Raw genomic sequence first — 17,932 nt, forward strand, 5'->3', positions numbered from 1 at the left:
TTAAACACAGGGAGATTCTCTTTCATGGCTAAGAACGTCATCATTATGATTGGGGATGGTATGGGCTGGGAAATGGCTCGTGCTGCGTCCATCTACAAAGAGATTCAAAATGGTAAGACAGGTGCTAATCTGAGCGATTTTTATACACAAGGTAAGGGTCAAGGACTCAACTTTCAAACACTCCAAGGCTACGGTTTGGCAACCACTTATGGGACAACGATCGCCGATAGTAATGGAGTTTTTAATACTGGTAATTCCGCCCTTGACGGGACTAATCCGATCACAGGAGAAAGCCCGGTTCGCCCTGGTTTCACCTTCGATCCAACTTTTAACCAAGGTAATACCCCAACAGGTGGTGCAAAAGTCAGTGATGGTGCTGTTGGAAACCTAGTAGGTTATGACCCTACCAGAGGCGGCGTTAATCCTTGGACTCCTGGTAACGATCCTGAATATATTAAGTACAGCTATCCTGACTCTGCAAACACTGCAACAACTCTGTACACTGGCGTCAAGAGCTACAACAACGCTGTTGGCGTTGATATTTTCGAGAATCCTCTAGAAACAATTCTCAAAACTGCAAACGAAGTTGGTAAATCTACTGGTTTGGTAACTTCAGTTCCCATTGACCATGCAACACCTGCTGCTGCTGCTGCCAACGTTAATCGTCGCAGCAAGTATGATGCTGACTATCCGGCATTAGACAACATCTTGCAACAGCAACTCCGTGTCTATCAACCAACAGTATTACTTGGTGGTGGACACCCACTCTCTGCTCCTGGAGATTTACTACCAAACGGGGTTGAGCCAAATAGGAGCAATGAATACATTAGTCAATCAACTTACACAGAACTTAGCACTAAACCAACTAATAACATCTACGATTACACCTTTTTAGAGCGGGGCGAGAATGCCGCCCAGAAACTAGCCCAAACTGCGGCGACAATCGATCCAGAAAAAGGCGATCGCCTCTTCGGTCTATACGGTGCGCGTGGTCAAAATGGTAACTTGCCTGTCAGTTCTGCCAACGGCGACTACAGCACCACTGGTTTAGATATGTTCAGCGTTTTCACTAACCAAGGTGATAACACCAAAGTGGACACCACACGTCCACTGCTTCCGGGAGAGACAGATGCATCTTTCATCGCCAAAGAGGTTAACGAAAACCCAACCCTCAAAGACTTGACAAGTGCTGCATTAGATGTATTGGGTAAAGATCCCGATGGTTTCTGGTTAATGGTTGAAGGTGGCGATATCGATTGGTCTGCCCATGATAACAATATAGACAACTTGATCGGCACCACCTTGGACTTCGATAAGGCAGTTGGATCTACGATTGACTGGATCGAAAAAAATGGTGGTTGGGATGAAAATCTACTAATCGTTACTGCTGACCACGATCACTACCTGACTCTCGACGGTAATTTTCCGACTTTAGTAAAAAATCAAGGTGCTGAAGCATTAACCAATTTGGATACTCCAGCAGAAGTTGGACATTACTGGGGGTCCGATCCGAATGTCAAGTATGGTTGGGGAACTCACACCAACCGTCCCGTACCTGTTTACTACCAAGGTGCTGGTTCTGAAGTGTTAAATAGCTTGGTAGGTAAAGGTTATAACGCCTACGGTTCTGATATTCCAGGGATTGCGGGTTTAAACGATCAAACCCACATCTACCAAACAATGTTTGCTTCAATAGTGCCAAAAGTTGAGTTAGTCGGTTTTGCCTCTTTACCTGCTGATACCTTTAGTGATGGGCCAGCTTCTGGTGCAGACATTTCAGCCAATGGCAGAACCGGGCCTTTCCCAGGACAGCCAATTCAAGGCTTTAGCGGTGTTCAATTTGCTAACAGCAACTCTTTCTACTTCCTGTCAGACAATGGTTACGGTAGCAAAGACAATAGTGCAGATTTCCTACTGCGGATTAATCGTTTAGACCCGAATTTTAAGGGAACAGAGAATGGCGACGGTAGCGTTAAAGTTTTAGACTACATTCAATTGTCTGACCCTAACAATAAAGTTCCTTTTGAAATTGTGAATGAGAGAACTACTCAAAGATTGCTGACTGGTGCAGACTTTGATGTAGAGTCATTCGTCTTTGATAAAGACGGGACAATCTGGGTGGGAGACGAGTTTGGCCCTTACCTACTGCATTTTGATGCCACTGGTAAGTTATTAGAGGCTCCCATTGCTACACCCGACCAATTCAAAACATTAAATGGAGAAGCACCTAAAGTTATTGGTCACAGAGGTGCAAGTGGCTATCGTCCAGAACACACCTTAGAGTCTTATAAGCAAGCGATTGAGCGCGGTGCTGACTTCATTGAGCCTGATTTGGTTGTGACAAAAGATGGTGTGCTAATTGCTCGCCATGAGCCAGCTTTAGCAGTTTTGAACGCTGATGGTACTGTCAATTTCAACAATACAACCACAGATGTTTACAAACATCCAGAGTTTGCCGATCGCAAAAAAACAGTAAGCTTAGATGGAAACACAATTACAGGTTGGTTTGCTGAAGACTTCACCTTAGCTGAAATCAAGACTCTAAGAGCAGAAGAACGTTTACCTTTCCGCGATCGTTCCTTTGACGATAAATTTGAGATTCCTACCTTCACGGAAATCATCAATTTGGTCAAGGATGTGGAAGCCAAGACAGGTAAAAAGATTGGCATTTACCCGGAAACTAAGCATCCGACCTATTTTGCTGATGAAGCCACCTATGTAGGCACTACGGACAAAATACACAGAAACATCAGTCAGTTACTCATTGATACGCTCAAAGCAAATAACTTTACTGACCCCAGTCGGATTTTCATCCAGTCCTTTGAAGTGAGTAACCTTAAAGAACTGCACGATCGCATTATGCCTGCGGCAGGCGTAGATATTCCACTCATCCAACTTCTAGATGCCAGTGATATTGACATCAACGGTAAAATTATTGAAAGTCAGCCTTATGATTTGAAAGTCAGTGGTGACACTCGCACCTATGGCGACTTACGAACTCCAGAAGGTTTGGCTGAAGTTGCTACTTATGCTGATGGCATTGGCCCTTGGAAACGGATGATTGTTAGCGTCAAAGGTACTGATGCTAATGGTGATGGCAAAGCTGATGATGTGAATGGGGATGGAGCAGTCAATGATGCTGATAAAACAACATTACCTCCTTCTACCTTAATTCAAGATGCTCACAATGCCGGATTGCAGGTTCATCCTTACACTTTCCGGGCAGAAGATCAATTCTTAGCAGCAGATTACAAAGGCAAGCTAGAGTCAGAAATTCAGCAGTTCTATCAATTAGGGGTAGATGCACTCTTTTCAGATTTCCCAGATATTGCCGATAAAGTACGGGATAAACTTAGAGACGATCCTCAGTATAATGTTGTGCGATCGCCACAAAATCCTGATGTGCTTTCAGGAGATGCTTTTGCTAACTTGGCTGGTTCCAAAGGTTTTGAAGGTGGAGCAATAAACGCCAGCAAAACCAAGCTTTATTTCCTCCTAGAAGGTACGGTTCAAGGTGATACTCCTGGTGCTTTGCGGATTAACGAATTTGATTTAGCTAGTCACAAGTATAGTGATAGAAAACTTTACTACAGACTGGACAATCCCTCAAATTCGATTGGGGATTTAGCAGTTATCAATGATAATGAATACTTAGTCATTGAACGGGATAACAATCAAGGAGCTGCGGCTAAATTTAAGAGAATCTACAAAGTAGACTTGTCTAAAACAGATTCTAATGGCTATGTAGCGAAAGAAGAAGTTGCAGACTTGTTAAATATTCAAGACCCCAATGACCTCAATGGAGATGGCAAAACTAACTTTGACTTCCCCTTTCAAACAATTGAAAATGTTTTAGTTGTTGACAAAAACACCATTTTGGTCGCTAATGACAACAATTATCCCTTCTCTACAGGTCGTCCTGGAAACGATCCTCAAAATCCAGTCATAGATAACAATGAAATTCTACTGCTGAAGTTAGAGAAGCCCCTTAACCTTGCTCCTGGTTTAGGTCAACCTCAAGCTGAAGAAATTAAATTTGGCTCTAATAGCAGTGATGATATTACCGTTGAGCCAAATCAAACCTTACTCACAGGTGACGCAGCAGACTTTGTACAGGGTACTAAAGGCAACACAATCCAGACTGGAAACGGTGAAGACACTGTGGTAGTCGGTAGTGACTCCTTGGTGTCCACTGGGGATGGTAACGATCGAGTCTTAATTGGCGCAAATGGTCCTGCTAACAACACTAATGCTGATGGTGGCGTTGGTGATGACGAAGTTACCGTAGTAGAAGCCAATGGTACTAATAATTTACTTGGAGCAGCAGGTAATGATACTTTGACAGTAGTTGAAGGTTCGCGTCAATTATCCTTCGGTGGCTCAGGTAACGACACCCTCACCAGTAATGGTAGCAATAACCGTCTCTATGGTGGTTCTGGAGATGACAAACTCTTCTCTAATGTCAATGATTCTCTGTTTGGTGGTGATGGTGATGATGTGCTATTTGCTGGTAAACAGGGTGGTAATAGCCTTGCTGGTGGTACTGGTGCTGACCAGTTCTGGATTGCTAACGCCGGTCTGCCATCTAGTAAGAATATCGTGGCTGATTTTGCGATCGGCACTGATAAAATCGGGCTTGGTGGCACTGGCATTAGTCAATTTAGTGCTTTAACACTGTTGCAACAAGGTAGTGATACTTTGGTAAAAACTGGAAATACAGAGTTGGCTTCATTGCTGGGAATTACATCAACTAGCCTCACAGCAAATGATTTCGTTTTTTCTGCCAGTATAGTTTAGCCAAAAGATAATTACAGCTTAGATTCAATATTCATTCATTAGTTAAGCTGTAGCGATTTTGCTAATGCGGGGGAATGATATTCCCTCGCTTTTTATATCTTCTATAGTAATTTTGCCTTTAAGAATCTTTCTGCTTCTTGTCCCAAATCTTAACTTGTTTATAACTTTCCTTAAACATTAAACAACTATCTTTTGAAACAGTAACCAGATTTAAGTTCATTAATTTATCTCCACTAATTTTTGTAGACTTTAAGCATTTTGTCGCCAAATACTACTTGGGTTTCTGTAGCCAAAAATTTTTTGCTTGGGTTGAGTGTAATTAATCGCTCATATAAACACACAATTGCTGCGTAGAGGTAGCCAGTCGTAGGCATCGCTCGTAGCTCATAATACTTAAGGAGTAGTCGGCATGACTGATACAAATGGCAACGGTAGAAATGTCATTATTTTTGTTGCAGATGGATTGCGTAACGGTTCTGTAAACCCAATTGATACCCCGACTTTATATAGCATTCGTCAGCAGGGAGTTACTTTCGCCAATAGTCATTCGATCTTTCCGACATTCACCACCCCAAATGCTTCTGCGATCGCCACCGGGCATTATCTTGGTGATACAGGTGATTTTAGCAACACTATCTACACTGGTTTTCCTAGTCCTAATGCCAATGGTAGTGTGACGCCATTCATCGAAAATGATGCAGTTTTGGGGGATATTGATGAAAAATTCCCCGGTAACAACTTTTTAGATGAAGAGTCGCTCTTAGCTTACGCGCGATCGCAGGGTTTCAACACAGCAGCAGTTGGTAAATTAGGGCCTGTTGCGATTCAAGATGTTACCCAAGTTAACCGAGAAGGTGGTACTACAGGTACTATTCCTACTCCCGATACAATTATTATTGATGACACTACAAATGGTGCAACCCCGCCGCCTACAGCCGCAGGTTCGCCTTCTGCTGTTCCACTCGATCCAGATATTGTTAGTCGCTTACAAGCTGCTGGTTTAGATGTAAAACCGACACCGCGAGTCCAACCAGCTGGTACCAACACAACTCCAGGTACTCTCAATGCCAATGTGGCTCAACAACAATACTTTGCAGATGCCACTACCAAAGTAATTTTACCTAAGTTTCAAGAAGATGGTAAACCATTCGCATTGGTTTACTGGTCAAGAGATCCTGATGGTAGTCAACACAATCAGGGTGATAGTTTAAACACCTTGACACCAGGTATCAATGGCCCGACTTCAAAAGCTGGGGTCAAAAATGCTGATGATAATTTAAAGCAGCTTCTTGACTATCTTAAAAGCACAGGCTTGGACAAGACTACTGATGTCTTTATTACTTCCGACCACGGTTTTTCTACCATCAGCAAACAAGCTATTGATAGCCAAGGGACAAAAACTACAAGTTATGCTGCCACCCAAACTTATGAAGGCGTAAATCCGGGATTTCTACCAGCAGGTTTTGTGGCAATTGATTTAGCTCACGATCTAGGTCTACCCTTATACGATCCTAACCCTACAACCCTTCCCCCAGACCTCAACCACATCCAGTATGCAACTGTTGATGCCACAAAAGGTCAACGTCCTATTTCTGGGAATGGTGTAATTGGTGGCACAGGTGAGGTAATTAATGGCCAGCTTGACCCAGGTACAAAGATAGTTGTAGCTGCCAATGGTGGTTCTGACTTGATTTATCTACCTAATGGCAATGCTGACTTAGCCAAACAGGTAGTGAATTTGCTTTCACAAAAAGACTACATCAGTGGTATTTTTGTAGACGATGCCTACGGAACTATTCCAGGTGCTTTACCACTGAGTGCGATCGGGCTAAAAGGTGATGCTAAAACACCAGTTCCATCTATAGTTATCAACTTCAAAACCTTTAGCAGCGACCCAAATAACCCAAACAATCCTCAAGCTCAAGTAGAAATTGCTGACACAACTTTGCAGCAAGGGCAGGGGATGCATGGCAGCTTTGGTCGAGGTGATACCTTCAATAATATGGAGGCTATTGGTCCCGACTTTAAACAAGGCTATGTGGACTATGCGCCCGTCAGTAATGCTGATGTAACGCCTACACTTGCTCGGATTTTAGGGTTAGATATTCCCAGTAATGGCGATTTGAAAGGTCGTGCTATTACAGAAGCCTTGGTGGGAGGCCCGGATACAGTTTTCTCCACTAAAGAAGTCTTGACTTCAGAAGAAACTGCTAATGGTCAAGCTACAATTCTCGATTCTCAAAGTGTAGGCAATACTCATTACTTTACAGCCGCAGGGTTTGATGGTGGTACTGTTGGACTAACAACACTAGACCTTCAATTTGGTTCTACCAGTAGTGATGATGTCACCCTCAAGCCAAATCAAACCTTATTTACAGGTGACGGAGCAGACTTTGTACAAGGTAATAAAGGTAATACAATCTTGACTGGAAGCGGTGATGACACGGTGGTAGTTGGTAGTAACTCCTCTGTATCCACTGGGGATGGTAACGATCGAGTCTTGATTGGCGCAAATGGCCCTGCTAACAACACTAATGCTGATGGTGGCAATGGTAATGATGAAGTTACCGTAGTCGAAGCTAGTGGTAATAATAATTTGTTTGGAGGCGCAGGTGCTGACACGATCGCAGTAGTTGAAGGTACTCGTCAATTATCCTTCGGTGGCTCAGGTAACGACACCCTCACCAGTAATGGTAGCAATAACCGTCTCTATGGTGGCTCTGGAGATGACAAATTATTCTCCAATTTCAATGATTCACTATTTGGTGGTGATGGTGATGATGTGCTATTTGCTGGACAAAAGGGTGGTAATAGCCTTGCTGGTGGTGCTGGTGCTGACCAGTTCTGGATTGTTAACGCCAGTCTGCCATCTAGTAAGAACATTGTGACTGATTTTGCGATCGGTATTGATAAAATCGGGCTGGGCGGGATTGGCGTCACTCAATTTAGTGCTTTAACCCTATTGCAACAGGGTGCTGACACTATCGTAAAACTCGGAAATACCGAGTTGGCTTCATTACTACAAATTACCTCAACTAACCTGACAGCAAATGACTTCGTTTTCTCTGCTAGTGTTGTGGCTTAGTCTGTTGGCCTAGTGCAGCACGGCAGAAATAACTATCAGTTGAAACAGCGGTTTTCAATTACATAGACTACAGCAAATAGTTGGTTATTGTGGGGTGGGCATTGTAATGCTCACCCTATTCTCGTTTTGCTGGAGTTCAACCTACCTCGAAGAGTTTACATTACTTATCAGTTGCTAAAATCGCAGTATTCCTTGTTCCTCAAGGTATTAATTCTTCTTGTTATCTCGAAATCAGCCTGCGTACAGTTAATATTCCCATTGCAAACATCTCTAAAGTTTTAATTTTCAGTGAAGATGTACTGAAACTAACTACGATTTTGAGGAAATAGGTCAGAATGAGAGAACTAAATCTTAGAGTCAATGCCCTTTCACACAAATATTGTAGGATTGCGGCATAATTTTTTGTGAAATTAATCTTTTAATCTAATTTTAAAGCTAACAATGTAACCATATATTCTACGTGTAAACACTAATAAAAAAATATAAAAACGCTTTTCCACTTTTGATTTTATCTGTTTATCTAAATACGAAAAATAAACATCTCTTCTTAAATTTAAATATACCCAATTTTTTGTTATTCATTGACACAAATATTTCTGCTTCAAGTTAAAAATGAAACCAATAACTAATTCATTGGCTCAAAATAAAAATGAATTACTGATGACTAATGGTCAACCTTCATCATCAGAAAGCAACTTAGAACGAGATAATTTAAGATTACCTATTTTGAAATCTGAAAATAACCTACTAATAGAGTTGAATCATCCTCAAACTGATTATCCTCAACAAGCGTCTATTCATCAGTTGTTTGAAACACAAGTCGAGAAAACACCTGATGCTGTAGCACTAATTTTTAATAATCAGCATCTTACTTATAGAGATTTGAATAATCGTGCTAATCAACTAGCAAAACATCTACAATCGCTAGGGGTAGGAACAGAAATTCTTGTAGGAATCTGCATAGAGCGCTCCTTTGAAATGGTTGTAGCACTCTTAGCTATCCTTAAAGCAGGTGGAGCTTATGTACCATTAGATCCAGGCTACCCACAAGAACGTTTAGCTTTCATGCTATCAGATACCCAGGTATCTGTACTATTAACTCAAAAAGAACTAGTTGCCAAATTACCTACTCACACAGCATTTGTAATTTGCCTAGATGCAGATTGGAACACAATCGCCCAAAATAGCAAAGATAACTTAAGCACTAGTGTCACTGCTGAGAACTTGGCTTATGTTATGTATACATCAGGTTCTACAGGTACACCCAAAGGTGTTAGCGTTATCCATCGTGGTGTAGTTAGGTTAGTCAAAGAAACTAATTATGCTCACCTCACATCTGAAGAAGTAATCCTGCAACTTGCTCCTATTTCCTTTGATGCTTCCACTTTTGAAATTTGGGGTTGTTTACTTAATGGCGGGCGACTAGTAATTTACCCTCCTAATACACCATCTTTAGAGGAATTAGGGCAGATTATTCAGCAATACCAAGTTACTACTCTTTGGCTGACAGCCGGTTTATTTCACCTGATAGTAGATGAAAAAATTGATGCTTTAAAATCCTTACGTCAACTTTTAGCGGGTGGTGATGTCTTATCTGTTCCCCATGTACAGAAGTTTCTCCAAACAGTAGAGAACTGTCAACTAATTAATGGTTATGGACCTACTGAGAATACAACTTTTACCTGCTGCCATCCGATAACAGCACCACTACAACTAGATGTTTCGATTCCTATTGGTCGTCCAATTGCTAACACCCAAGTTTATATATTAAATAAAAACCTCCAATCAGTATCAATTGGAGAAGCTGGTGAATTGTACATTGGTGGTGATGGATTAGCTAGAGGCTATTTAAACCGCCCAGACCTAACTGCCGAAAAATTCATTTCTCACTCATTTGATTGCAATTTGGCAACACGCCTTTACAAAACTGGAGATTTAGCTCGTTATCTTCCAGATGGCAATATCGAGTTCTTAGGTCGGATTGACAATCAGGTAAAAATTCGCGGTTTCCGAATTGAACTAGGGGAAATTGAGCGAGAAATTGCCCAACATCCAGACGTTCGGGAAATTGTCGTCTTAGCTCGTCAAGATGAAGCAGGTGAAAAACAGTTAACGGCTTATATTGTTCCTCACTATAACAGTGAATATAGGCACAATAAATTACGTAGTTTCTTACAACAGCGACTACCTAATTACATGATGCCATCAGCATTTGTGATGTTAGAGTCACTGCCTTTGACTGCAAATGGCAAAGTAGATAGACATAAATTGCCAGCACCAAGTAGAGAACGTCCGCAACTGGAACAAGCGTACATTGCTGCGCAAACCGATTTAGAACGTCTGCTTGCAGGTATTTTATCGGAACTGCTCAAAATCGATCGCGTTGGGATTGATGATAATTTCTTTGATTTGGGAGCAACTTCAATCTCAATTCTCCAAGTTGCTGCGCGAATAAAACAAGAACTTGGTATTGAGCTACCTGCTGTGAAGCTATTTCAGTATTCAACAATTGGCTCTTTAGCAAACTATTTAAATTCAAACCAGAACAGCCAACCGTCTTCTGACAAGCTGCAAAATCGCGCCCAACGCCAACAAGCAGCTCGTGCTCGTCGCCGTAATCATCAACAAGGTGTTTAAGCAATGGTAAATATGCAAGCATCCGATAACCAAGATCCTAGTGATGGTGTTGCCATTATTGGCATGGTAGGAAGATTTCCTGGCGCTGGAAATGTCGATGAATTTTGGCGCAATCTGTGCGAGGGATTAGAATCAACGACTTTCTTTCAAGATGAAGAACTAGATCCTAGTATCGATCCGAACCTTTGCAAAGATCCTAGCTATGTAAAAGCTAGAGGGATAATTCCTGGGGGAGAAACCTTTGATGCCGCTTTCTTTGGCATTAATCCACTTGAAGCTGTGGTTATGGACCCACAGGCTAGAGTTTTCCTAGAGTTGGTTTATGAAGCCCTAGAAAATGCTGGTTATGAATCAGAGTCTTTTGAGGGTTTGATTGGTTTATACGCTGGTTGTGGTCAAAATACTTATTTTGCTAACCATATTGCTGGTCGTATGGAAATTGTCGATCGCATCGGTGAATTTCAAACGATGTTAGCCAATGAAAAAGACTTTTTAACCACCCGTGCGGCTTACAAACTCAACCTCAAAGGCCCAGCTGTTAGCGTCAATACAGCCTGTTCCACTTCTTTAGTAGCAGTCATTCAGGCTTGTCAAGCCTTAACCAGCTATCAGTGCGATTTGGCTTTGTCTGGTGGTGTATCTATGACTACACCCCAAAATAGTGGTTACATAGCTCAAGAAGGCAGTATGTTGTCTGGGGATGGGCATTGTCGTCCCTTTGATGCCAGCGCTCAGGGTACGATGTTCAATAATGGCGCAGGAGTAGTTGTCCTCAAGCGTTTAGAAGATGCACTCAATGATGGCGATCGCATCTATGCCGTAATTCGAGGTTCTGGTATCAATAATGACGGCGCTGATAAGGTGAGCTTTACCGCTCCCAGCGTAGACGGACAAGCAGAAGCCATTGCAATGGCGCAAGCTTATGCTAACTTCCACCCAGAAACCATCTCTTATATTGAAGCTCACGGCACAGCTACACCCTTAGGCGACCCGATTGAAATTGAAGCGCTGACGCAAGCATTCCGGGTGCATACAGATGCTAAACAATTTTGTGCGATCGGCTCTCTTAAAAGCAATGTCGGACATTTAGTTGCAGCGGCTGGAGTAGCAGGGTTAATTAAAACTGCTCTGGCTCTGCATTATAAAAAGATTCCGCCTAGTTTAAATTTTGAGGCTCCCAATCCCAAAATTGACTTTGCCAACAGCCCCTTCTATGTAAATACCAAACTAGCTGAATGGTCAGAAGGTGAAACTTTGCGACGAGCAGGTGTGAGTTCTTTTGGTGTCGGCGGGACTAATGCTCATATTGTGCTAGAAGAAGCGCCACAAATTCAAAGTTCCGGATCTTCTCGCCCGCAGCAGCTATTGTTGCTTTCGGCAAAAACTAGTCAAGCTTTAGAGGCTGCAACAGCGAATTTGCAGCAACATTTACAATATAATGCCGAAATTAACTTAGCTGATGTAGCTTATACCCTACAGCGAGGGCGCAAAGCTTTTAACTACCGACGCAGTATAGTTTGTCACGATATTACAGATGCGATCGCAGCCCTGCAATCTTTAGATTCAAATCAAGTAAATACCCGTCACATAGAAATCCGCAATCCAGCCGTTGTCTTCATGTTCCCCGGACAAGGATCGCAATATGTGAACATGGGATTGAATCTCTACAACTACGAACCTGTGTTTCAGGAAGCAGTAGATGAATGTGCTGAAATCCTTAAGCCTTTACTGGGCAGGGATTTACGAGAAATCATCTATCCAGCACCGAGCGAGCGCGAAACTGCGGCTATCTTATTGCGACAAACCTGCTTTACCCAACCAGCACTATTCGTCATTGAATACGCTTTAGCACAACTATGGCAAAGTTGGGGAGTCAAGCCCCAAGCCATGATTGGTCACAGCATTGGCGAATTTGTCGCCGCCTGTATTGCAGGTGTATTCACCTTAGAAGATGCGCTGATGTTGGTTGCAACTCGCGGCCGCTTCATGTGGGAATTACCGGCAGGGGCTATGCTTTCAGTGCGCTTACCAGCCAAAGAGATAGAGCCGCGATTGAGTGCAGAACTAGCGATCGCTGCAATTAATGGCCCTTCTCTGTGTGTAGTTTCTGGTCCCATAGAGGCGATCGCATCTCTGCAAAAACAACTAGAAAACGAAGAAGTTATCTGTCGCCATTTACACACTTCCCACGCTTTCCACTCCCCAATGATGGATAGCATCATAGCCCCCTTTGCTGAGGTAGTTGGGACAGTTAAATTATCGCCACCCCAAATTCCCTTTGTATCCACAGTTACCGCCGACTGGATTACAGCCCAACAAGCAACCGATCCGATGTATTGGGCTACACATCTGCGTCAGACTGTGCGATTTGCAGAGGGCGTACAAACCTTATGGCAGCAGCCAGAACGCCTACTGTTAGAGGTAGGGCCGCGAATCACAACTACAACCCTAGCCCGCCAACAAGCAAAAGACATTAAACAACAGATTGCGATTCCTTCTTTGGGTGATAACGCCGAAAACGAAGCCGAATGGACGGCATTACTCAAGGCAGTAGGACAACTGTGGTTAGCAGGAGTATCAATTGACTGGAGCAACTTCTATCAAAGGGAAACGCGACAACGAATTCCTCTACCGACTTATCCCTTTGAACGCCAACGCTTCTGGATCGATCCTCCACCTCATCCCAATCGGGCAGCAACTTCCAAACTTCCAAATCCCCAATTATTAGAAAAGACCCAAACTATGACAACATCCCCTCAGCAAAAACTTATTCCTCTGCTCAAACAAATTATCGAAGAAACATCAGGATTGGAAATTGCTAGTGTTGACGACTCGATAACATTTTTAGAAATGGGATTAGATTCCTTATCTCTGACACAAGTCGGGCTAGCGTTAAAGAAAAAATTTCAAGTCAAAGTCACACTTAGGCAGTTACTAGAAATTTACCCCAATTTAGGAACACTGGCTGACTTTATCAATTCAGCCTTGTCTCCCGAAACTTTATCCGCATTAGGATTAACAGAAACCGTTGCAGATATCGTTCCCGAAGCCCCATTGCCAGAACCTGCACCTGTAACCACATCACCTACCTTGGTAGTTCATGAACTTCATACAAATGGATCGAATGGATCTGCACCTAAGATTTCCCTCCAACCTGCTGCATCTAGTAGCATCCTAGAAGGTGTGATTAATCAGCAGCTACAAATTATGAGCCAGCAATTGGCGCTATTGGGGAATAGCAGTCAATCTGTAACAGTCCCAGTTGTACCTGCGGCAACATCTCAAAATAATGGTGTCAAGCCACAAAATGCTGTATCTGTCCCCCCAACCCAAACCAGCAAAGAATCAGCATCAGTAGAAACAGAGTCAAATGGTGCTAAAAAGGCATTTGGTGCGGCTGCTCGAATTGAAAAGACCCAGACTAAAACTTTGACAGCCCAACAACGCACTCATCTAGATAAAATTATCCAAAGATATACAAAACGGACTCAAAAATCCAAAGAATATACTCAAACTCATCGCCCTTATTTGGCAGACCCAAGAACTGTTTCTGGGTTTAATCCGACGATGAAAGAGATGGTTTACCCCATCGTGGCGTCTCGTTCTTCAGGTTCTAAACTTTGGGATGTTGATGGCAATGAATATGTCGATTTAAGCAATGGCTTTGGCTTGAATTTGTTTGGTTGGTCGCCAGCTTTCATTACTGAAGCTATTGAAGCACAACTCAAACTCGGCATGGAAATTGGGCCGCAAACTCCCCTCGTTGGAGAAGTGGCAAAGCTAATGTGTGAGTTGACCAACTTTGACCGAGCAGCTTTTTGCAACACAGGTTCGGAAGCGGTGCTGGGAGCGATGCGGATGGCACGTACTATCACAGGGCGTAACTTAATTGCCATCTTTTCTGGAGCTTATCACGGAATTTTGGATGAAGTAATTGTTCGAGGTACAAAGAAACTCCGGTCAATTCCTGCTGCTCCTGGTATCCCACCGGAAATGGTAGAGAACATTTTGGTGGTGGACTATGATTCGCCTGAGTCTCTAGAAATCCTCAGAAGTCGGGCTGATGAGTTAGCAGCAGTGATGGTGGAATCTGTGCAAAGCCGTCGCCCTGAATACCAACCTAAAGAATTCCTCCAGCAATTGCGTGATTTCACACAAGAAGCTGGTATTGCCCTAATTTTTGATGAAATCGTTACCGGATTTAGAATTCATCCAGGTGGCGCTCAAGCGCATTTCGGTATCAAGGCGGACATAGCAACCTACGGTAAGATTGTGGGCGGTGGGCTACCAATTGGAGTCATTGCTGGCAAATCACAATATATGGATGCTTTGGATGGTGGGTTTTGGCAGTTTGGCGATGACTCCGTTCCAGAAGTAGGTGTGACTTACTTCGCCGGCACTTTCGTCCGCCATCCTTTAGCACTAGCCGCAGCCAAAGCAGTACTTCAACATTTAAAACAGAGTGGCCCCAGCTTGCAGCAAAATCTCAATGCCAGAACCGATAAGTTTGTAGCGGAACTCATGGGCTATTTCCAGCAAGTTCAGGCTCCGTTTACAGCTTATAATTTCGGCTCCTTGTTTATGGTGAAGTCTTTACCAGAGTTTCCCTACGGAGATTTACTGTTTTACTTGCTGCGGGATAAGGGAGTGCATACTTGGGATCACCGTCCTTGCTTTTTGACAACAGCCCATTCCGAAGCCGATCTGGCTTTAGTAATGGCAGCCTTTAAAGAAAGTATTGCCGAAATGCAGTCTGCTGGCTTCTTGTCTGCACCGCCTATAGAAGTAACAAACCGCCAAACCAATAACAGTTTACGTAATCGTCCTCCGCAACCTGATGCCAAATTAGGACGAGATCCCCAAGGAAACCCCGCTTGGTATATCCCCGATACCGAGCGTCCTGGGAAATATTTACAAGTCGCAAGTGTTTTCTGAAGTGCTTTAAAAAATCAAGTGTATAGAAAGTGTAGCGAGCGTCAGTAATTTTTGCAAATAGTAAATACTCATCCATCCAGGTTTTGTATGTCAGTTGATAATCTACTTGAACCGAGTTCTATTAAGTCCGATCTAAAAATTCCCGAACAAATCATTGAAACCGATTTTTCAAACTTTCGGGAAAACTTCAACTCTTCTCACTTCATGTTTTCGCACAACCTTGCAGGACATCCTTTATTTGAGATCCCTCGCTTAGTTGAGCTTGCAAATACCATGCTAAGTCAGGGTAGAACAAATAAAATCCAGTCTTATATCAGCAAAGTTCCTGTTGAGCAAAAGTGGAATCAGCGACCTGGAATCAAGCAAATTAACGAAGCGATCGCACATATTGGGGAATCGGATTCTTGGGTCATGCTTGAAGATGTTCAAGTAGATCCAGAATATGCTGCCTTGGTCAACCAGATTATAACTGAACTCGAAACTCTTACAGGTAAACCCCTTCGGCAGCAGATGACCTGGCTAGGTGCTTACATCTTTATTGGTTCCCCAAATTCTATTACACCTTACCATATCGATAGTGAGTTGAATTTTCTGTTTCAAATTCAGGGCGAGAAAGATATGAGCCTCTTCAATCAAAGCGATCGTTCTGTACTGAGCGAAGAGGAAATTGAAAAATTTTATGTAGGCGACCTGAACGTAGCAAATTATAAAGAGGAAAATCAGAGTAAAGCAAGAGTTTACCACTTGCAACCAGGCAAAGGACTCCATCATCCGATATTGGCACCCCATTGGGCTAAAAATGGTAATAATGTCTCTGTAGCTTTGAGTATCCTCTTTTATCTGCGACCTTACGATCTCAAAGCCAGAATATATCAAGTCAACAGCTACTTACGCAGACTGGGATTAAAACCCACTCCACCAGATAAATCTGCTTTGAAAGATCGGCTCAAAATTTTTGCTCTGGGTCTTCTATCCGATCGCCAACCGAAAAGTAAATTTATGATCCTGCGCTCTGGTGTATTAAAACTAAAATCTATTGAGGGAAAGTTAAAGGAATTTATCAACAAGATTGTGAAAAAAATCTAATTTTTCTCAAATGACTAATTATTAATTAGCCTGAATACTGAATCGGTGTTCTATAGCAATTCTAAATCGTTTGTGAAATCTTCTCTTCTAGATACTTTGCGTAGCTTCTTTTATACTTAAATAAGTGTTTTTGTACATCCTCTTTTAGCCAAAATAAATCAACTACGCATCTAATTTAAAAAAAGAATTTACAATTTAAATAGGATTGCTATAGATAGAAATTAAAACCCAAAATCTCAATGTATAAACACATCAAATCGCTCACTTCTTTACGCGGTATTGCAGCCTTGGTTGTTGTTGTACACCATTTTTCTTACTACGGTTTACCGAAAACAGGTTCAACTTTGTCAGCCTATACTAATTTTTTTCAAAATGGATATTTATGGGTTGATTTTTTCTTTATTCTAAGTGGTTTTATCATGACCCACGTTTATGCCGATACTTTTGGTTTAAAAGTTAGTTTAAAGAACTATCGTTCATATTTATTCTCACGTTTTGCGAGAATTTATCCTTTGCATATATTTATTATTTTTCTATTTTTTGGATTAGAGGTTGTAAAATTACTTTTCTTAAACACTTCTGCTTTTACTGGTAAATTTAACTTAACGGCTCTTTTTTCCAATATTTTTCTTCTCCAAGCATTTGACCTAAAGTGCCTACCTTTATTATGGTGTAATACCTATTGGAATGAGCCAGCTTGGTCAATAAGTGTAGAGTTTTTAATTTACTGTATATTTCCATTTTTATTATTACTTTTATTAAAAAATAAATTCAAAAATGATTTGATAATTTATAGTTCTACTCTTTTTTGTATATTACTACTAATCACCTTTACCCGTGGAAATTTAGATACGATTATTGGTATACCTTCGATAGCTAGATGTGGGCTAGAATGCATCCTTGGTATTATAACTTACAAAATTTATCATATAGGTAATTATCAAAAGTATTTTAATCTTAATTTTCTGGCAGTTATAGCTATAACTTGGATAATTTTGATTATGCATTACTACTGGCATCATTTCCGTAACATTCATGATTGGCTAGTTTTACCAGCTTTTTCTCTACTAATTTTATCTGTATCTATCAACAACAAAATTTTAATATCAAAGTTCCTCAATTCACAGTTAATGCTATACATCGGAACTATCTCTTACTCAATTTATATGGTTCATTGGTTTGTTCAAGAATTGTTAAAATCATTCTGGCTTTATAAATTTCATGATGTTTTTGGTAAAGAGTTCACAGAATATCAATCGTTGACATCTTTAGGGGTATTTCTTATGATTGTCTTATTGGCTGCATCATTGACATATAAATATGTAGAAGTCCCGGCACGTAATTATTTAAAGTCTACAATTTTGGCTAAACAAGGTATTTAAAGTCAGTAAT

The 17,932-nt window shown here is 41.7% G+C and carries 7 protein-coding genes; 6 read left to right on the plus strand and 1 reads right to left on the minus strand.

All coding sequences use genetic code 11. From position 1 onward, the window contains the following. The first annotated feature begins 24 nt into the window (after positions 1 to 24). Positions 25 to 4,797, plus strand: a complete 4,773-nt coding sequence (locus NSTC731_RS03165; protein WP_445629590.1) for an esterase-like activity of phytase family protein — start codon at positions 25 to 27, stop codon at positions 4,795 to 4,797. Between the two features lie 233 nt (positions 4,798 to 5,030). Here the strand turns inward: NSTC731_RS03165 and NSTC731_RS03170 are convergent, their stop codons facing one another. After that, entirely contained in the window at positions 5,031 to 5,171 is a 141-nt protein-coding gene (locus tag NSTC731_RS03170; protein WP_445629591.1) for a hypothetical protein, read from the minus strand. Between the two features lie 35 nt (positions 5,172 to 5,206). On the opposite strand from NSTC731_RS03170, the gene NSTC731_RS03175 reads away from it, so the two are divergent. From NSTC731_RS03175 to NSTC731_RS03195, 5 genes are all read left to right on the plus strand, one after another. Further along, positions 5,207 to 7,882, plus strand: a complete 2,676-nt coding sequence (locus tag NSTC731_RS03175) for an alkaline phosphatase family protein (protein ID WP_445629592.1) — start codon at positions 5,207 to 5,209, stop codon at positions 7,880 to 7,882. 612 nt (positions 7,883 to 8,494) lie between these two features. Further along, entirely contained in the window at positions 8,495 to 10,519 is a 2,025-nt protein-coding gene (locus NSTC731_RS03180; RefSeq protein ID WP_445629593.1) for a non-ribosomal peptide synthetase, read from the plus strand. 3 nt (positions 10,520 to 10,522) lie between these two features. Further along, positions 10,523 to 15,454 (plus strand): aminotransferase class III-fold pyridoxal phosphate-dependent enzyme, encoded by a 4,932-nt coding sequence (locus NSTC731_RS03185; protein WP_445629594.1) that lies wholly within the window; start codon positions 10,523 to 10,525, stop codon positions 15,452 to 15,454. Positions 15,455 to 15,541: 87 nt separating this feature from the next. Then, entirely contained in the window at positions 15,542 to 16,540 is a 999-nt protein-coding gene (locus tag NSTC731_RS03190; RefSeq protein ID WP_445629595.1) for a cupin-like domain-containing protein, read from the plus strand. 239 nt (positions 16,541 to 16,779) lie between these two features. After that, the gene (locus tag NSTC731_RS03195; RefSeq protein ID WP_445629596.1) at positions 16,780 to 17,922 is read left to right on the plus strand and encodes an acyltransferase family protein; all 1,143 of its coding nucleotides are present in this window, start codon (positions 16,780 to 16,782) and stop codon (positions 17,920 to 17,922) included. Positions 17,923 to 17,932 lie beyond the last annotated feature (10 nt).

The sequence above is a fragment of the Nostoc sp. DSM 114167 genome (assembly GCF_052692655.1).